This window comes from Saccharothrix sp. ALI-22-I (assembly GCF_001984175.1).
In the GTDB taxonomy this organism is placed as follows: Bacteria; Actinomycetota; Actinomycetes; order Mycobacteriales; family Pseudonocardiaceae; genus Actinosynnema.
The window spans coordinates 99,938-114,197 of sequence record NZ_MTQP01000068.1; the positions used below are offsets into that span (position 1 = coordinate 99,938).

Sequence of the window (14,260 nt, forward strand, 5' to 3'; positions counted from 1 at the left end):
CCTTGCCACGGCTGTACCCGTTCTCAGCGGAAGCCAAACGTGTTATTGAACTCTTTCCCGCTTGCCGCTCATCAGCCGGCAGACGAGGTAGATGAAGAACGAGACGGCGGTGACGAACGCGCTCACCGGCATACCGGGCGCGAGTGACAGCAGCATCCCGCCCAGCACGGACACCTCGGCGAACACCACGGCCAGCAGGGTGGCCCGCAACGGGCTCGCGGTGACCCGGCTCGCCGCCGCCGCGGGCGTGATCATCAGCGACAGCACCAGCAGCGCGCCGACGAGCTGCACGCTCAACGCCGTGGCCACGCCCACCAGCACCGCGAACACCACCGACAGCGTCCGCACCGGCACACCGCGCGCCACCGCCACCGCCGCGTCCACGCTGGCGAAGTGCAGCGGCCGGTAGATGACCGCCAGCACCGCCAGCACCGCGACCGACGAGCCGATCAGCAGCCACAGGTCGGTCGACCCGACGCTCACCACCTGGCCGGTCAGCAGGCCGAACTTGTTCGCCGCCCGTCCCTTGTAGAGGGCCAGGAACAGCACGCCCAGGCCGAGTCCGAACGCGAGGATCGCGCCGATCACCGAGTCGCGGTCCGAGTCACGCCTGCTCAGCAGCCCCAGCAGCAGTGCCGCGATGACGGAGCCGGCCAGCGCGCCGTACCCGACGCCGATCCCGATCAGCAGGGCCGCCGCGCCGCCGGTGAACGCCAACTCGCTGGTGCCGTGCACGGCGAACGCCATCTTGCGGGTGACGACGAGCGGGCCGAGCAGACCGGCCACCAGACCGAGCACCGCGCCCGCGATGAGCATCGGCTGGACGTATCCCAGCAGCTCGACGGTCAGTTGGAAGTCGAAGAAGTTCTCCATCAACCCTCATCCGCCACGTGGTGCGGCTCGTCCTCGCACACGTGTTGCGCGCCGACCACGTGGATCTGGTCGCGCACCCGGACCACCTCGACGTTCGTGCGGTACAGCTCGGTCAGCGTCCGCGAGGTCATCACCTCGGCCGGGGCGCCGATCCGGAACCGACCGTCCACCAGGTACAGCACCCGGTCGACCAGCGGCAGGATCGGGTTGATCTCGTGCGTCACGAACAGCACGGCGGTGTCCGCCGCACGGCGCCGGGCGTCGATCAGATCGCTCACCACGCGCTGGTGCGCCAGGTCGAGCGAGAGCAGCGGCTCGTCGCACAGCAGCACCTCGGGGTCGCCCACCAGGGCCTGCGCCACCCGCAGCCGCTGCTGCTCGCCGCCGGAGAGCAGGCCGATCGGCGCGTCGGCGTACCGCATCGCGCCGACGGACTCCAGCGCCGCGTCCACCGCGGCCCGGCGTTCGCGCCGGTGGCGCCAGCCGACGCCCCAGCCGTGGCCGTCCAGGCCGAAGCCGACCAGGTCCCGGCCGCGCAGGGTGAGGCTGACGTCGATCGCCCGCTGCTGCGGGATGTAGCCGATGCGCCGGTTGCCGCCGGCGACGTGCACGGTGCCGGCGGACAGCGGTTGCAGGCCGAGCAGCACCCGGATGAGGCTGGTCTTGCCCGAACCGTTGGGCCCGAGCACGGCCACGAACTCGCCGGGGGCGACGTCCAGGTCCAAACCGTCCCACAGCACCCGGTCGCCGTAGGACAGTCGCGCGCCGCGCAACGCGACCGCGGCGCGCGTCGACCTGTCCGTCACCTGAGCTGTCTTGCCCCAAACGGTCATGCGCCGAGGGCCCCCACCAGCGAGTCGACCTGCTTCGTCATCCAGTCAAGGTAACCCGTGACGCCCTCGGGCAGCGTTTCGGTCACCTCGGCGATCGGCACGCCCGCCGTCTTGGCCTGGCCGACGACCTGGAGCGTGCCGGCGTTCTCGGTCTGGGTGTTGTTGACCAGCGCGGTGATCTGCTTCTGCTCGATCAGCTGGGTGACGTCGGCGAGCGCGGCGGCGGGGATGTCCGTCTCGTTCTCCACGGCCTCGCTGAACGACTCGGGGGTGACGTCCTCGACGCCCGCGGTGTCGAGCAGGTAGTGCGCCACCGGCTCGGTCGCGACGACCTTCTTGCCCGCGCCCTTGCCCTCGACGCGCTGCTCCAGCTCGGTCAGCTTGGTGCCGAAGTCCTTGGCGTTGGTCTCGAAGGTCGCCTTCTTGTCCGGCGCGATCGCGCCGAGGTCGGCGGCGGCCTGGTCGGCGACCTTGCGGACGGTCTCGAAGTCGTACCAGACGTGCTCGTTGACCGCGTGGTCGTGGGCCTCTTCGCCGGTGGGCTCGGGCTCGGCGCTGGTCTCCGGCTCCGCCTCGGCGGCCTTGCCGGACACCGCGAACGTCTCGATCTGCTTGGCGCTCCCGCCCTCGCCGAGCAGGGTGGAGAAGAAGTCGTCGTAGCCGCCGCCGTTGAAGATGACGAGCTTCGCGTCGCGCACCGCGGCCAGGTCGGCGGGCTTGCTCTCGTAGGAGTGCGGGTCGCCGGACGGGTCGTTGATGATCGAGGTGACCTCGACGTCGTCACCGCCGACGGCCTTGACCACGCTGCCCCAGACGTTGGTGGAGGCGACGACCTTGATCGTGCCGCCGGCCGCGGCGGGGGTGTCCTGGGCACCGCAGGCGGTGAGGACTACGGCGGTCGCGGCGGCCACCGCGCCGAGCAACGCGTTGCGGACGGTCATCAGGGCACTCCTCGACAGGCGGACGGACAGGCAATGGAAACCGTTGTCGAGTTCAGTTTAGAACGCTCAGCTACCGCCGTGTCCACCGACCAGGTGTTTCACACACCACAAGGGGCCACTCCCGCCGGAACGGAGGTGGCCCCTTGTGGTGTGTTACGTCAGCCGTCAGCCGTCAGTCGGTGAGGCGCAGACCCGACTCAGGGTGGAACAGGTGGACCTCGGTGGCGTCGCGCACGGCGATCTTCACCGTCTGGCCCAGGGTGGGCGGCGTGCGGCCGTCCACGCGGACCACGAACCGCTCGGGCACGTCGCCGATGCGGACCGAGCCGTGCATGAGCGCGTCCGCGCCCAGCTCCTCGACCAGCTCGACGGTCATGTCGATGCCCTCCTCGGAGGAGGGGACCAGCGCCAGCGACTCGGGCCGGATGCCGAACGTCACCTCGGACAGGCCCTCGCCCGCCGCCTTGTCCATCATGCGGCGCTCCAGCGGGACCACGATGCCGTCGAGCTTCGCGCCCTCCGACGTCAGCGGCACGGTCTTGAGGTTCATCGCGGGCGAGCCCATGAACCCGGCGACGAACGCGTTGGCCGGCTTGTCGTACAGCGCGCGCGGGGTGTCGCACTGCTGGAGCAGGCCGTCCTTGAGCACGGCGACCCGGTGGCCCATGGTCATGGCCTCGACCTGGTCGTGCGTGACGTAGATCGTGGTGGTGCCCAGCCGCGCCTGGAGGGCGGCGATGTTCGCGCGGGTCTCCACGCGCAGCTTCGCGTCCAGGTTGGACAGCGGCTCGTCCATGAGGAACACACTCGGCTCACGCACGATCGCGCGACCCATCGCGACACGCTGCCGCTGACCACCGGACAGCGCCTTCGGCTTGCGGTCCAGGTACTTGCCCAGGTCGAGCATCTTGGCCGCCTCGGCGACCTTCTCCTTGATCTCGGCCTTGTTGACGCCGCGCAGCTTGAGCGCGAAGCCCATGTTCTCCGCGACCGTCATGTGCGGGTAGAGCGCGTAGGACTGGAACACCATCGCGATGTCACGGCCCTTGGGCGGAACGTTGGTGACGTCCTTGCCGCCGATGTGGATGGCGCCCTCGTCCACGTCCTCCAGACCCGCGAGCATCCGCAGCGCGGTCGACTTGCCGGAGCCGGACGGACCGACCAGTACCAGGAACTCACCGTCGGTGACATCCAACGACAGCTCGTCCACCGCGCGGACCGGCGGGTTGCCGGAGAAGATCCGCGAAGCCTTGACGTAGGCGACCTCAGCCATGCGAACGCACCTTTCCCTACCCTCACTACCCGAGCTTTGCCGCAACGCTAGGGATTGCAAGCGCTTACGGGAACGGGTGCATTGGTCTAGTTCCACACCGGTTCGGCGGGCCTGGTACTCCTAAGGGCATGGCCACCGACCTCGTGCTCGTTCGCCACGCGCGTTCAGTCGTCCCCACGCCGGACGGTCCCGACGAGCTGACCAGGCCGTTGACCGACGAGGGGTTGGCGCAGGCCCGCGACCTGGTCGACGTCCTCGCCGTCCTCCGGCCGACCGCGTTCCTGTCGAGCCCCTACCTGCGGGCCGTGCAGACGGTCCGCCCCACCGCCGAAGCGCTCGGCCTGACCGTCGACACCTGGTGGGACCTGCGGGAGTGGGACTCCGGGATACCGCCCACGTCGGACTACGCCCGGCACTTCGCGCACAGCTGGGAGAACCCGGACGAAGCCCGACCCGGTGGCGAGAGCATGGCGCGGTTCGACGCCCGACTCACGCGGACGTTGACGGAGGTGGCCGAGGAGCACGACGGCGGAGTGGTGGTGATCGGCACGCATGGCACGTTCGCGGCTCGCACCCTGCTCGCGGCGGGCCACGCCGTCGACTGGCCGTTCCTGAAGGACATGCCGATGCCGGCGGTCTACCGCCTGCGGTGGCACAACGGCCGCCCGACCAACGCCCGCGGCCCTGGCCTGCGCCAAGGGAGGACCGCCGAGGAACTGATCGAGCAGCACAAGCGGTTGTCGTGGGTCGACCACGTGCAATTGCGGACGGAAGCCGACGAGTCCTTCGGCACCGAAGACCGCACCGGCGGCGACGACGACCCGTGGAAGCGCGGCCGCGGCTGAGCGGGCCTGACGACAGGCCGGTCACGTGGCCGTGGTCACCCTTCCGTGACGACGGGACCACTGGTACACCATGTAGCTCGTCGTGCTACAGGCAATTAAGCTTGAGGTGTGAAGGTCATCAGTCAGCGGGAGTTCCGCAACAACTCCGCCGCGGTCATGGATGCCGTCGAGGCAGGCGAGACGTTCCACATCACCCGCAACGGTGTGGAGATCGCCGAGGTGCGTCCGCTGTCGCGCAGGCGTCGGTTGACCGCGGATGAGCTCGTCGAGATACACAAGCGGCTGCCGCGAGTGGACGCCGCCGAGATGCGCAGGGAAGCCGACGAGTTCTTCGGCACCGAAGACCGCATCGGTGACGACGACCCATGGGAGCGCCGTCGTGGCTGAGCGCCACGCCTCCGGCGTGCTGGACACCTGTGTGTACATCGACCTGGATCTGCTGGACCCGACCGTCCTGCCCGAGATTCCCGAACTCACCGCGGTGACGTTGGCCGAACTGCACCACGGCTTGGCAAGGGCCAAGGACCCGGCGTCGCGTGCCGCGCGCACCGAGAAGCTGGGTTCCGCGATCCTGTCGTTCGACCCACTGCCGTTCGACAGCCACGCCGCTACCCGCTACGGCACGCTGGTCACACTGACCCTCGCGGCCAACCGCGACCCGAGGCCCCGCCGACTCGACCTGATGATCGCCGCGATCGCCTCGTCACTCAGCACGCCGCTGTACACGCGAAACCCGAAGGACTTCATCGGCCTGGAGTCGATGGTCGAGATCGTGGCGGTCTGAGCGGGGCCTCCGCGCCGGGCGGAGGCCCCGTGGCTCAGCCCTTCACCGCGCCCGACGACAGGCCGGTCACCAGGAAGCGTTGGACCAGGTAGAACACCACGATCGCCGGGATCGCGACCAGGATCGACGCCGCCGCCAGATGGCCCCACTCGGTGCGGTTCTGCTGCACGAAGACCTGCAGGCCGACCGCGAGCGTCTTCGACTCGTCCGCCGCCGACAGGAACGCCGACGCGAACGCCACCTCGCCCCACGCCGTGAGGAACGCGTAGAACGCGGTGACGGCCAGGCCCGGCCGGGCCAGTGGCAGGACCAGGCGCCAGAAGACGCCGAACGGTGACAGGCCGTCCACCCGCCCGGCCTCGTCGATGTCGGTCGGGATGGTGTCGAAGTAGCCCTTCAGCATGTACGTGCAGAACGGCACGGCGGTCGTGCAGTAGACGAGGACCAAGCCGAGGGACGTGCCCTGCAACCCCAGGGCCAGCAGGATGTTGTACAGCGGCACGATCAGCACCGCGAACGGGAACATCTGCACGACCAGGAACGACAGCATCAGCGACCGCTTGCCGGGGAACCGGAACCGCGAGGCCGCGTACCCCGCCGTCGCGGACAGGAACACCGCCAGGACCGTGGTCATCAGCGCGATCAGCACCGAGTTGCCGAACCACGCCAGGAAATCGCCCTTCTCCCCCGACAGGATCCGCACGTAGTTGTCCACGCTGGAGTCGTTGACCAGCTTCGGCGTGGTCTCCACGGCCTTCGCGTCCGGCTTGAACGACGTCACCAGCACCCAGAACACCGGGAACACCGCGATCAGCGACGCCACGACCAAGGCCGAGTGCAGGCCGACACTCGCGATCACGGACCGTTCCGAGCGCTTCCGACCGAGGACCGGCTGGACCGGCTCGACCACTCGCAACGAAGCGGCTTCGACCGTCATCACCACACCTCGCCTTGCTTGCGCAGCGCACGCCGGTACACGCCCGCGAACACGAGCAGCACGGACAGGATCAGTACTCCGTAGGTCGACGCCACCGCGAAGTCGCGGGACGCGCCGGAGAAGAACCGCTCGAACGCGTAGGTCACCAGAATCCGGGTGTTCGGGTTCGGCCCGGTGATCAGGTAGATGATCGCGAACATGTTGAACGTCCAGATGATGCCCAGCAGCACCACCGTGCTCGACACCGACCGCAGGCCGGGCAGCGTCACGTCGCGGAACCGCTGCCACGCCGAAGCACCGTCCACCTCGGCCGCCTCGTAGAGGTCACCGGGGATGGACTGGAGGCCGCCGAGCAGCGCCACCATCATGAACGGCACGCCGAGCCACACGTTCACGATGATCACCGCGACCAGCGCCCAGTCCGACTGCCCCAGCCACACCGGGTCGGGCAGCCCGAACAAGCGCAGGAACTGGTTGATGATCCCGTACTGCGCGTTGAACATGTACTTCCACGCGAACGCGCTGATGAACGCCGGCACCGCCCACGGCAGGATCAGCAGCACCCGGTACACCGCCCGGCCGCGCACCTGCCGGTTGAGCAGCAGGGCCAGGCCCAGGCCGATCGTGTAGTGGAAGAACACGCAGCCGAACGTCCAGATCAGCGTGCGCACCAGCGTGGACCAGAACGCGCCGTAGCTGGCGTCGCCGGAGAGCACCTTCAGGTAGTTGCCCAGGCCGACGGAGACGTAGGTCGCCGGCCGGTCGAGGATCGGGTTGGCGATGTTGCCCTCGTTGATGTTGGTGAAGGTGAAGAACACGCCCTGGGCGAGCGGGAACAGCACCAACACCGCGATGACCACCACGACCGGCAGCACCATCGCGTACGCGTACCAGTGCCGGTCCAGGAACCTGCGCACCGAAGTCTCCCTTCGAGCGGTCCTCGCGGGGGCCTCTCCAGCGAGAGACCCCCGCGAGGGCACGGTCAGCCGACGGTGTACTCGGGGACGACGGTGTCCTTGTAGGCCTTGGCGACCTCGTCCAGTGCCGTCTTGGCGTCCTTCTTGCCCGCCAGCACGTCGGCGTAGGCGATCTTCAGCGGGTCGAACAGCTGGCTGCCCTCGGGAATCCACGCGCGCGGGTGGGCTGCGTTGACGACCGGCTCGAACGCGGAGACGACCGCGTTGGCCTTCACGTCCGCGTTGTCGTAGGCGGACTTGCGGGTGGGCAGCAGGCCGAGTTCCTTGGCGATCTGAATCTGCGACTCGACGCTGCTCATGCAGGCGATGAACTTGACGGACGAGTTCTTGGCCTTGGTGCCCTGGCGGATCACGTAGTCGTGGCCGCCGACCGGCGCGGAGCCCTCGCCGGCGGTCTCACCGGGGACGGGCGCGATGCCCAGGTTGGCGGGGTCGGTGAACGCGGGGCCCTTGAGGTAGTCGGCGACCGACCACGGGCCGTTGACGACCATGGCGACCTCGCCGGAGGTGAACGCGGCCTGCATGTTGTTGTAGGAGTTCGCCGGGTCCAGCGCGGTGGAGGCGGCCTTGGCGTCCAGCAGGCCCTTGGCGGTCTCCAGCGCCTTCACGTTCTCCGCGGAGTTGACCACGATCTTCTTCGCGTCGGCGTCGACCAGGTCTCCGCCCGCGCCGTAGATGAACGGCAGCGCGTAGTACGCGTCGTTGTTGATGAAGACGGCCTTCTCGCCGCCGAGCTTGGCGGCGGCGGTCTTCAGCTCGCCCCACGTCTTCGGCGGCTCGACACCCGCGTCGGCCAGCAGCTTCTTGTTGTAGAACAGCGCCAGCGAGTCGGTGACCTGGGGGACGCCGTACGACTTGCCGTCGTACTTGGTGGAGCCGAGCGGCGTCTCCAGGAAGTCGGCCGTGCCGGTGGCCAACTCGGTGCCGGTCAGGTCGGTGCTCGTTAATTCGACTACATAGCCCAGCTTGGCCAACTGCGACACCCAGGCGACGTCGGCGCGGAACACGTCCGGGCCCTGACCGCCCTGCGCGGCGGTCCGGTAGTTGTTGAGGGCCAGGTCGAAGGGGACGGTCTCGGTCTTGACCTTGTAGCCGCCCTTGGCCGCGCAGTCGTTCGCGATCTTGGTGAACACCGGGCTCTCGTTCGGGCCGCTGGTGTCCCAGAAGGTGATCTCACCGGAGTCGCCGGACGCGGATCCGCCGTCGCCGCCACCGCACGCGGTGAGGACGAGGGCGCCGACTGCCGCCACTGCGGTCACGAGGGTGGTACGTCGCATCGTTGCTGTCGTCCCTCCTGTGGCCTCCACCGTGATGAAGGCTCTTGCAAGAACTTGCGAAAATGTTGCTGCGAATTTCATCGCGCCGACCAGGGCGGGGTCAAGGGACTTGCCGTAACCAAGCCGTAACGGACGCGTCCACCTGGCGGAAACGCCGGTGGGCGTTGCAAAAATTTGCCGCTGGCGGCAGGCTTCACGTCAGCCAATTGATACGAGGAGGAACCGTGTCCGGTCTGTCCGAGATCGCCAGGGCAGCCGGGGTGAGCATCTCCACGGTCAGTCGGGTGCTCAACCGCCGGGCGGGCGTGAACGACGAGACGCGCCAGCGCGTGCTCGCGGTGCTGGCGGAAATGCCTTACACGCCGCGCGGGTTGGGCGCCCTCCAGCGGACCGGTGTGATCGGCCTGCTCGTGCCGGAGCTGTCCAACCCGGTGTTCCCGGCGTTCGCCGAGGCGCTGGAGGTGCGGGCCGCGCGGCTGGGGTACTCGTCGTTGCTGTGCAACACGCGGGCCACCGGCGCGGGCGCGATGGGCGAGGAGGAGTACGTGCGGATGCTCCTCGCGCGCGGCGTCGAGGGCATGGTGTTCGTGTCACCGGAGATCACCAACGTCGAGGTGCCGCTCGGCCAGGCGCCACGGCCGTCGTACTACGCGAAACTGCTGGCCGACGGCGTGCACATGGTGTTCCTCAACGGGGCCACGCCGTCGCTGGACGTGCCGGACGTGACCGTGGACGAGCAGCACGCGGGGTACGCGGCGACCAGGCACCTGGTCGAGTTGGGGCATCGGCGGGTCGGGTTCGTGTCGGGGCCGGCGCGGTCGTTGCCGTCGCGGCTCAAGCGGGCCGGGTGGGCGGCGGCGTTGGAGGAGGACGGACTGCCGGCGTCGTCCGATTTCGTGGCGCACGCGCCGTTCGGGCCCGAGGGTGGAGCGGAGGCGGTGTCGGCGTTGCTGGACACCGTGCGGCCTTCGGCGGTGATCTGCTCGTCCGACCACATGGCGATCGGCGTGCTGCGGGAGGCGCACCGGCGCGGGCTGTCCGTGCCGGGCGACCTGTCGGTGGTGGGGTTCGACGACATCCCGCTGGCGTCCTACTGCTCGCCGTCGTTGACCACGTTGGCCCAGCCGATCGAGGAGATGTCGGCGGCGGCCGTGGACGAGTTGGTGCACCGCCTCGACCCCGATCGGCGAAGGCGTCCCGCCGGCAATTACACGCGCGTTTTCCGACCCAGGCTGGTGGTGCGCGAGTCGTCCGCGCCACCCGTATTGGTTTAGACCAATGTACCCCGAGGTAACGTAGTCCTAGCTGCACTGATGGAGATTTAGAGGGATGCCTGTCACCCCCACTTCTGTAATTGGTTCTGAACCGTTACGGTCACTTCATGGCGCGGTCGATGCATGTGCGACGCCCCGCAACGCTGGCTTCATTGGCGGCGGAGCTGGGTGTTTCCCGGACAACGGTGTCCAACGCGTACAACCGTCCCGACCAGCTCTCGCCAGAGCTGCGACGCCGGGTGTTGGAGACAGCTAGACGACTCGGGTACCCGGGGCCCGACCCGGTTGCCCGCTCCCTGCGGACCAGGAAGGCCGGTGCGGTGGGCCTGTTGCTCACCGAGAACCTGTCCTACGCGTTCCGCGACCCGGCTGCGATCGGGTTCCTCGAAGGGTTGGCGCTCGCGTGCGAGGACGCCGGGACCGGGCTGCTGCTCGTGCCGGCGAACCCGGAGCGCGAGGACGTGGCGGCCGTGCACCGGGCGGGGGTGGACGGGTTCGTGGTGTATTCGGTGCCAGACGACGACCCGCACCTGGCCGCCGTGCTGGAGCGGCCCGTGCCGACCGTCGTGTGCGACCAGCCCGACCTCGACAACGTCGACCGCGTCGGCATCGACGACCAGGCGGCCATGCACTCGTTGGCACAGCACCTGATCTCGTTGGGGCACCGGCGGATCGGCGTGGTGTGCATGCGGTTGGCCCGTGATCGCAATGACGATTTCGTGACGCCGGAACGGCAGCAGGCGGCGCACTTCCACGTGCAGCGGGCCCGGTTGGCGGGGCTCGCGCAGGCGTTCGCGTCGGTCGGCGTGGAGTGGGTCACCGTGCCGGTGGCGGAGCGGTTCGACCACACCATGGCGTCGGGCGCGTCGGCGGCGGCGCAGGTGCTGGAGCGCGACCCGGAGATCACGGCGTTGATCTGCACGTCGGACATACTGGCTCTGGGCGCTCTCGCCGAGGTGCAGAAGCGCGGCCTGCGCGTGCCGGCCGACATCACGGTCACCGGTTTCGACGGCATCCGCGAGGCCGAGCAGGCCGGCCTGACGACGGTGCGGCAGCCGGTCCTGGAAAAGGGCCGCGCCGCGGGCAAACTCCTGCTCGACTCGGCCGAACGCACCCGCCCCCGAGCCGTGACCCTGTCCACCGAACTCGTCCTCGGCTCCACCGCCGCCCCGCCCCGCGGCACGGCGGAGGAACGCTGGTTCGGCCCGTGACCGCGCACTGACCGCGAACGCTGCGCGGGGGTCCCCGCCAAGGGGACCCCTGCTTTTACCCTGCCACAACGGTCTGACAATCCCGGCCGCCAGACTCGGCACCTGTGGACAACCGGCAGGCGGACCCGACACCTGTGGACAACCGGTAGGGCGGGCCACAAGCACAAGGGGTTCCGTGTGTTGACCGTTCCGCCGGCGTTCGCCGAGGCCACGATCCGTCGCGAGGGTGAAGCGGGCAGGCGGTGGGTCGAGTCGCTGCCCGCGTTGGCCACCGAGTTCCTGGACCGGTGGTCCTGCACCGTGTCGGGACCGGTGGCGCACGGCTTTGTCGGGGTGGTGATCCCGGCGGTCCGCGCGGACGGGACGCGGGTGGTGCTGAAGCTCGGGTTTCCGTTGTCGTACAACACCGCGGAGCCAACGGCGCTGGCGGCGTGGAACGGCAACGGCGCGGTGCGTCTGCTGGAGCGCGACGACAGCCGGTTCGCCATGCTGCTGGAACGCTTGCGGCCCTTGGACAAGCCCGAGTCGGCGCCGTTCACCGCGGTCGGCCGACTCGTCCGTCGACTCGCCATCACCGCGCCGCCCGAAGTGCCCACGCTGGCCGACAAGGCGCTCGGATGGGCGGTGGACATGCCCCCACACGCCGCACGGCTCGGCTCACCGTTGCCGGCACGGGTGGTCGACGCCGCCGTCGCCAACGCGCGTGACCTGGCAGTCGATCAGCCGGCCGTCCTGGTGCACGGCGACTTGCACTTCGGCAACATCATGTGCGACGACGAAGGGCTGCGGGTCGTCGATCCGACCGGGCTGACCGGTGACCCGGCCTACGAACTGCTCCCGCTGCTGCGCGGCGACTGGCCCGCCGTCACCGCCGAACCGGACCCGCGTCGAGCGGTGGACCGGCGGATCGCGGAGTTCGCCGAGGCTGCGGAGGTGGACCGGGAACGGGTCCGCCGCTGGACGCAGGCCAGGGCGGCCGAGTCCGCGCTGTGGTCACGCAGCCTGCACGAACCGAAGCCGATCACCGCGGTCGTCGACGCCCTGGCCGCCCTGCTGACCTGAGGCGGCACCCGCGTTCCAGCAGGTGGATCAACGGCTCCGGGCTGGGAGGATCGGGATATGCCGCTGCCCTCCGCGCCACTGCGCAAGCTGGGCTTCCTGACCATCGGACTGTTCGACGAGACCGACCCCCGGCGCGGGCACGAGTCGACGTTGGAGATCATCCAGCTCGGCGAGCACTCCGAAGGCCCCGGCGAACGCCTCTGGTACGGCGGCGGCAGCCTCGGCTCCGCCCGGTGGGCCGGCGAGCACGGGATGAACTTCCTGATCAGCAGCGTCGTGAAGGCCGAGGGCGGCACCGACTTCGCCGATATCCAGCAGTCGCACATCCACGCCTTCCGCGCCGCCCACCCCGACGGCGAACGCGCCCGCGTATCCCAGGGCCTGGTCGTCATCCCGACCGACTCGGCCACCGCCGACCAACGCGCGCGGTACGAGGAGTACGCGGCCAAGCGGCTGCCCCGCACCACCACCCCGCAGGGACCGGCCGGCCTGCTCTTCTCCCCCGATTTCGTCGGCACCGCGAACGAGATCGCCGAACGCCTCTACGACCACGCCGCGTTCCGCGAGGTCGACGAGGTCGCGTTCGCCCTGCCGTTCACGTTCGAGCACGACGACTACGTGCAGATCCTCACCGACATCGCCACCGCCCTCGGCCCGGCGCTCGGCTGGCGGCCGTGACGGGTCACGTCAGCCGGAAGACCACGGGGTCGCTCGCCTTGCCCGCCACCCGCGCGGTCAGCAGGTAGTCGCCCGCGCCGAGCCGGGTGTGCTTCGCGCAGCCCGGTTCCGACGTGCTGCCCGGCCACCGCAGGCCGTAGGTGAACCGCTCGGCCGGCTGCATCACGCGCACCTCCGAGCCCTCCGTGGCGAAGCAGTCGTTGCTCGACCACAGCGGGGTCGCGCCGTCGGCGGTCGTCACGACCAGTTCGCGCACCTTGCGGCCGATCTCCTTGGCGCACGGCAGCGGACCGGTGTTGGACACGACGATGGTGAACCCCACCGGTTGGCCGGCGGGCGTCGAGGGCTGGTCCACCTCGGCCACCACGGCCACCTGCGCGTCGTCGCACGGCGGCGGCGGACCGGGCGGCAACGTCGGTTTCGGCGGCTCAGGCGCGGGAGGGGGCGTGGTCGAGGAGGACGACGAGACGACCGGCGTCTCCCGCGGCGGGGGCGGGCTGGAAGTCGCCGCCTGCGGTGCGACCGGTACGGGGTCGCCGCGGCCGATCAGGGCGCCGACCAGCCACACGGCCAGCACTAAAGCGATCAACGACCCGCCCATGGCCAGGGCACGCCGTCGCCAGTACACCGACGACGGGTGCATGCCTGTGGGCTCGATCACGTGACAGAAGGTAGCCGGGTCGGCACACATCGCCAGTCAGGCACCCCTCGCCCGATGCGGTGAACGTGATGCTCGCCGGAATCTCTTGCCCGACATGCGGGACGCGGGTTCCAATCCCAGGGACACAGGAGGTGCGCGATGACCGCGATCGACGAACTGCTGCGCCGTAACGCCGAACTGGGCAACATCGTCCCCGGTGATCGTTCCTCACCCCGCCCCTCGATGAGCGTGACAATCCTGACCTGCATGGACTCGCGCATCCGGGTGTTCGAGATCTTCGGCCTCAAGCAGGGTGAGGCGCACGTGCTGCGCAACGCGGGCGGCGTCGTCACCGACGACGTGATCCGCTCGCTGGCGTTGAGCCAGCGCAAGCTCGGCACCCGCGAGGTGCTGCTGGTGCACCACACCAACTGCGGCCTCGAACTGGTCACCGAGGACGCTTTCAAGGACGAGTTGGAGCAGGACTCCGGCCTGCGCCCGACGTGGTCGGTCGAGGCGTTCCGCGAAGCCAAGGACAGCGTGCGCGGCTCGATGAACCGGGTCCGGCACAGCGCCTTCCTGCCGCACCGCGACAACGTCCGCGGTTTCGTCTACGACGTGCACACGGGACAGCTGACCGAGGTCGTCTGACCGC

General features: G+C 69.4%; 16 protein-coding genes. 8 read left to right on the forward strand and 8 right to left on the reverse strand.

Annotation, left to right across the window (positions count from 1 at the left end; translation table 11 throughout):
- Positions 1-42 precede the first annotated feature (42 nt).
- The 4 genes from ALI22I_RS37035 to ALI22I_RS37050 all read right to left on the reverse strand — a co-directional run bounded on the left by ALI22I_RS37035 (position 43) and on the right by ALI22I_RS37050 (position 3,920).
- The gene (locus ALI22I_RS37035) at positions 43-873 is read right to left on the reverse strand and encodes a metal ABC transporter permease (RefSeq protein WP_077010264.1); all 831 of its coding nucleotides are present in this window, start codon (positions 871-873) and stop codon (positions 43-45) included.
- Positions 873-1,706 (reverse strand): metal ABC transporter ATP-binding protein, encoded by an 834-nt coding sequence (locus ALI22I_RS37040; RefSeq protein ID WP_077010265.1) that lies wholly within the window; start codon positions 1,704-1,706, stop codon positions 873-875. Before ALI22I_RS37040 ends, ALI22I_RS37035 begins: the two co-directional genes overlap by 1 nt.
- Entirely contained in the window at positions 1,703-2,647 is a 945-nt protein-coding gene (locus ALI22I_RS37045; protein WP_077010266.1) for a metal ABC transporter solute-binding protein, Zn/Mn family, read from the reverse strand. Before ALI22I_RS37045 ends, ALI22I_RS37040 begins: the two co-directional genes overlap by 4 nt.
- Before the next feature lie 172 nt (positions 2,648-2,819).
- Complete coding sequence (locus ALI22I_RS37050; protein WP_077010267.1) at positions 2,820-3,920, reverse strand: ABC transporter ATP-binding protein; 1,101 nt, start codon at positions 3,918-3,920, stop codon at positions 2,820-2,822.
- A gap of 128 nt (positions 3,921-4,048) precedes the next feature.
- On the opposite strand from ALI22I_RS37050, the gene ALI22I_RS37055 reads away from it, so the two are divergent.
- The 3 genes from ALI22I_RS37055 to ALI22I_RS37065 all read left to right on the forward strand — a co-directional run bounded on the left by ALI22I_RS37055 (position 4,049) and on the right by ALI22I_RS37065 (position 5,549).
- A complete protein-coding gene (locus ALI22I_RS37055; protein WP_077010268.1) occupies positions 4,049-4,765 on the forward strand; it encodes a histidine phosphatase family protein in 717 nt (238 codons plus the stop codon).
- A 108-nt stretch (positions 4,766-4,873) separates the two neighbouring features.
- The gene (locus tag ALI22I_RS37060) at positions 4,874-5,152 is read left to right on the forward strand and encodes a type II toxin-antitoxin system Phd/YefM family antitoxin (RefSeq protein WP_077010269.1); all 279 of its coding nucleotides are present in this window, start codon (positions 4,874-4,876) and stop codon (positions 5,150-5,152) included.
- Positions 5,145-5,549 carry a type II toxin-antitoxin system VapC family toxin gene (locus ALI22I_RS37065; RefSeq protein WP_077010270.1) on the forward strand — a complete coding sequence of 135 codons (405 nt, stop codon included), beginning with the start codon at positions 5,145-5,147 and terminating at the stop codon, positions 5,547-5,549. Before ALI22I_RS37060 ends, ALI22I_RS37065 begins: the two co-directional genes overlap by 8 nt.
- Positions 5,550-5,583: 34 nt before the next feature.
- Here ALI22I_RS37065 and ALI22I_RS37070 read toward each other — a convergent pair whose 3' ends face one another.
- From ALI22I_RS37070 to ALI22I_RS37080, 3 genes are read right to left on the reverse strand one after another with little or no spacing between them, the layout of a single operon-like run.
- Positions 5,584-6,486, reverse strand: coding sequence for a sugar ABC transporter permease (locus tag ALI22I_RS37070; protein WP_077010271.1), 903 nt, complete (start codon positions 6,484-6,486; stop codon positions 5,584-5,586).
- Complete coding sequence (locus ALI22I_RS37075; RefSeq protein WP_077011112.1) at positions 6,486-7,472, reverse strand: carbohydrate ABC transporter permease; 987 nt, start codon at positions 7,470-7,472, stop codon at positions 6,486-6,488. Before ALI22I_RS37075 ends, ALI22I_RS37070 begins: the two co-directional genes overlap by 1 nt.
- On the reverse strand, positions 7,469-8,740 hold the full coding sequence (locus ALI22I_RS37080; protein WP_077010272.1) for an extracellular solute-binding protein: 1,272 nt from the start codon (positions 8,738-8,740) through the stop codon (positions 7,469-7,471). The genes ALI22I_RS37075 and ALI22I_RS37080 overlap by 4 nt, the downstream gene beginning before the upstream one ends.
- 224 nt (positions 8,741-8,964) lie before the next feature.
- On the opposite strand from ALI22I_RS37080, the gene ALI22I_RS37085 reads away from it, so the two are divergent.
- The 4 genes from ALI22I_RS37085 (at position 8,965) to ALI22I_RS37100 (ending at position 12,965) form a co-directional block, all read left to right on the forward strand.
- Complete coding sequence (locus ALI22I_RS37085) at positions 8,965-10,014, forward strand: LacI family DNA-binding transcriptional regulator (RefSeq protein ID WP_077010273.1); 1,050 nt, start codon at positions 8,965-8,967, stop codon at positions 10,012-10,014.
- A 107-nt stretch (positions 10,015-10,121) separates the two neighbouring features.
- Positions 10,122-11,225, forward strand: a complete 1,104-nt coding sequence (locus ALI22I_RS37090; protein WP_077010274.1) for a LacI family DNA-binding transcriptional regulator — start codon at positions 10,122-10,124, stop codon at positions 11,223-11,225.
- 177 nt (positions 11,226-11,402) lie between these two features.
- Positions 11,403-12,287 carry an aminoglycoside phosphotransferase family protein gene (locus tag ALI22I_RS37095; protein ID WP_077010275.1) on the forward strand — a complete coding sequence of 295 codons (885 nt, stop codon included), beginning with the start codon at positions 11,403-11,405 and terminating at the stop codon, positions 12,285-12,287.
- Positions 12,288-12,344: 57 nt separating this feature from the next.
- Entirely contained in the window at positions 12,345-12,965 is a 621-nt protein-coding gene (locus ALI22I_RS37100; protein ID WP_077010276.1) for an LLM class flavin-dependent oxidoreductase, read from the forward strand.
- Positions 12,966-12,969: 4 nt separating this feature from the next.
- Here the strand turns inward: ALI22I_RS37100 and ALI22I_RS37105 are convergent, their stop codons facing one another.
- Complete coding sequence (locus tag ALI22I_RS37105; RefSeq protein ID WP_143532639.1) at positions 12,970-13,626, reverse strand: hypothetical protein; 657 nt, start codon at positions 13,624-13,626, stop codon at positions 12,970-12,972.
- 138 nt (positions 13,627-13,764) lie between these two features.
- Between ALI22I_RS37105 and ALI22I_RS37110 the strand changes: the two genes are divergently transcribed.
- Positions 13,765-14,256, forward strand: a complete 492-nt coding sequence (locus ALI22I_RS37110) for a beta-class carbonic anhydrase (protein ID WP_077010278.1) — start codon at positions 13,765-13,767, stop codon at positions 14,254-14,256.
- Positions 14,257-14,260 lie beyond the last annotated feature (4 nt).

Bases quoted from the DNA above. Each gene is read 5' to 3' on its own strand.
- ALI22I_RS37035 (WP_077010264.1), bottom strand. From the start codon at position 873: ATGGAGAACTTCTTCGACTTCCAACTGACCGTCGAGCTGCTGGGATAC.
- ALI22I_RS37040 (WP_077010265.1), bottom strand. From the start codon at position 1,706: ATGACCGTTTGGGGCAAGACAGCTCAGGTGACGGACAGGTCGACGCGC.
- ALI22I_RS37045 (WP_077010266.1), bottom strand. From the start codon at position 2,647: ATGACCGTCCGCAACGCGTTGCTCGGCGCGGTGGCCGCCGCGACCGCC.
- ALI22I_RS37050 (WP_077010267.1), bottom strand. From the start codon at position 3,920: ATGGCTGAGGTCGCCTACGTCAAGGCTTCGCGGATCTTCTCCGGCAAC.
- ALI22I_RS37055 (WP_077010268.1), top strand. From the start codon at position 4,049: ATGGCCACCGACCTCGTGCTCGTTCGCCACGCGCGTTCAGTCGTCCCC.
- ALI22I_RS37070 (WP_077010271.1), bottom strand. From the start codon at position 6,486: ATGACGGTCGAAGCCGCTTCGTTGCGAGTGGTCGAGCCGGTCCAGCCG.
- ALI22I_RS37080 (WP_077010272.1), bottom strand. From the start codon at position 8,740: ATGCGACGTACCACCCTCGTGACCGCAGTGGCGGCAGTCGGCGCCCTC.
- ALI22I_RS37090 (WP_077010274.1), top strand. From the start codon at position 10,122: ATGGCGCGGTCGATGCATGTGCGACGCCCCGCAACGCTGGCTTCATTG.
- ALI22I_RS37100 (WP_077010276.1), top strand. From the start codon at position 12,345: ATGCCGCTGCCCTCCGCGCCACTGCGCAAGCTGGGCTTCCTGACCATC.
- ALI22I_RS37110 (WP_077010278.1), top strand. From the start codon at position 13,765: ATGACCGCGATCGACGAACTGCTGCGCCGTAACGCCGAACTGGGCAAC.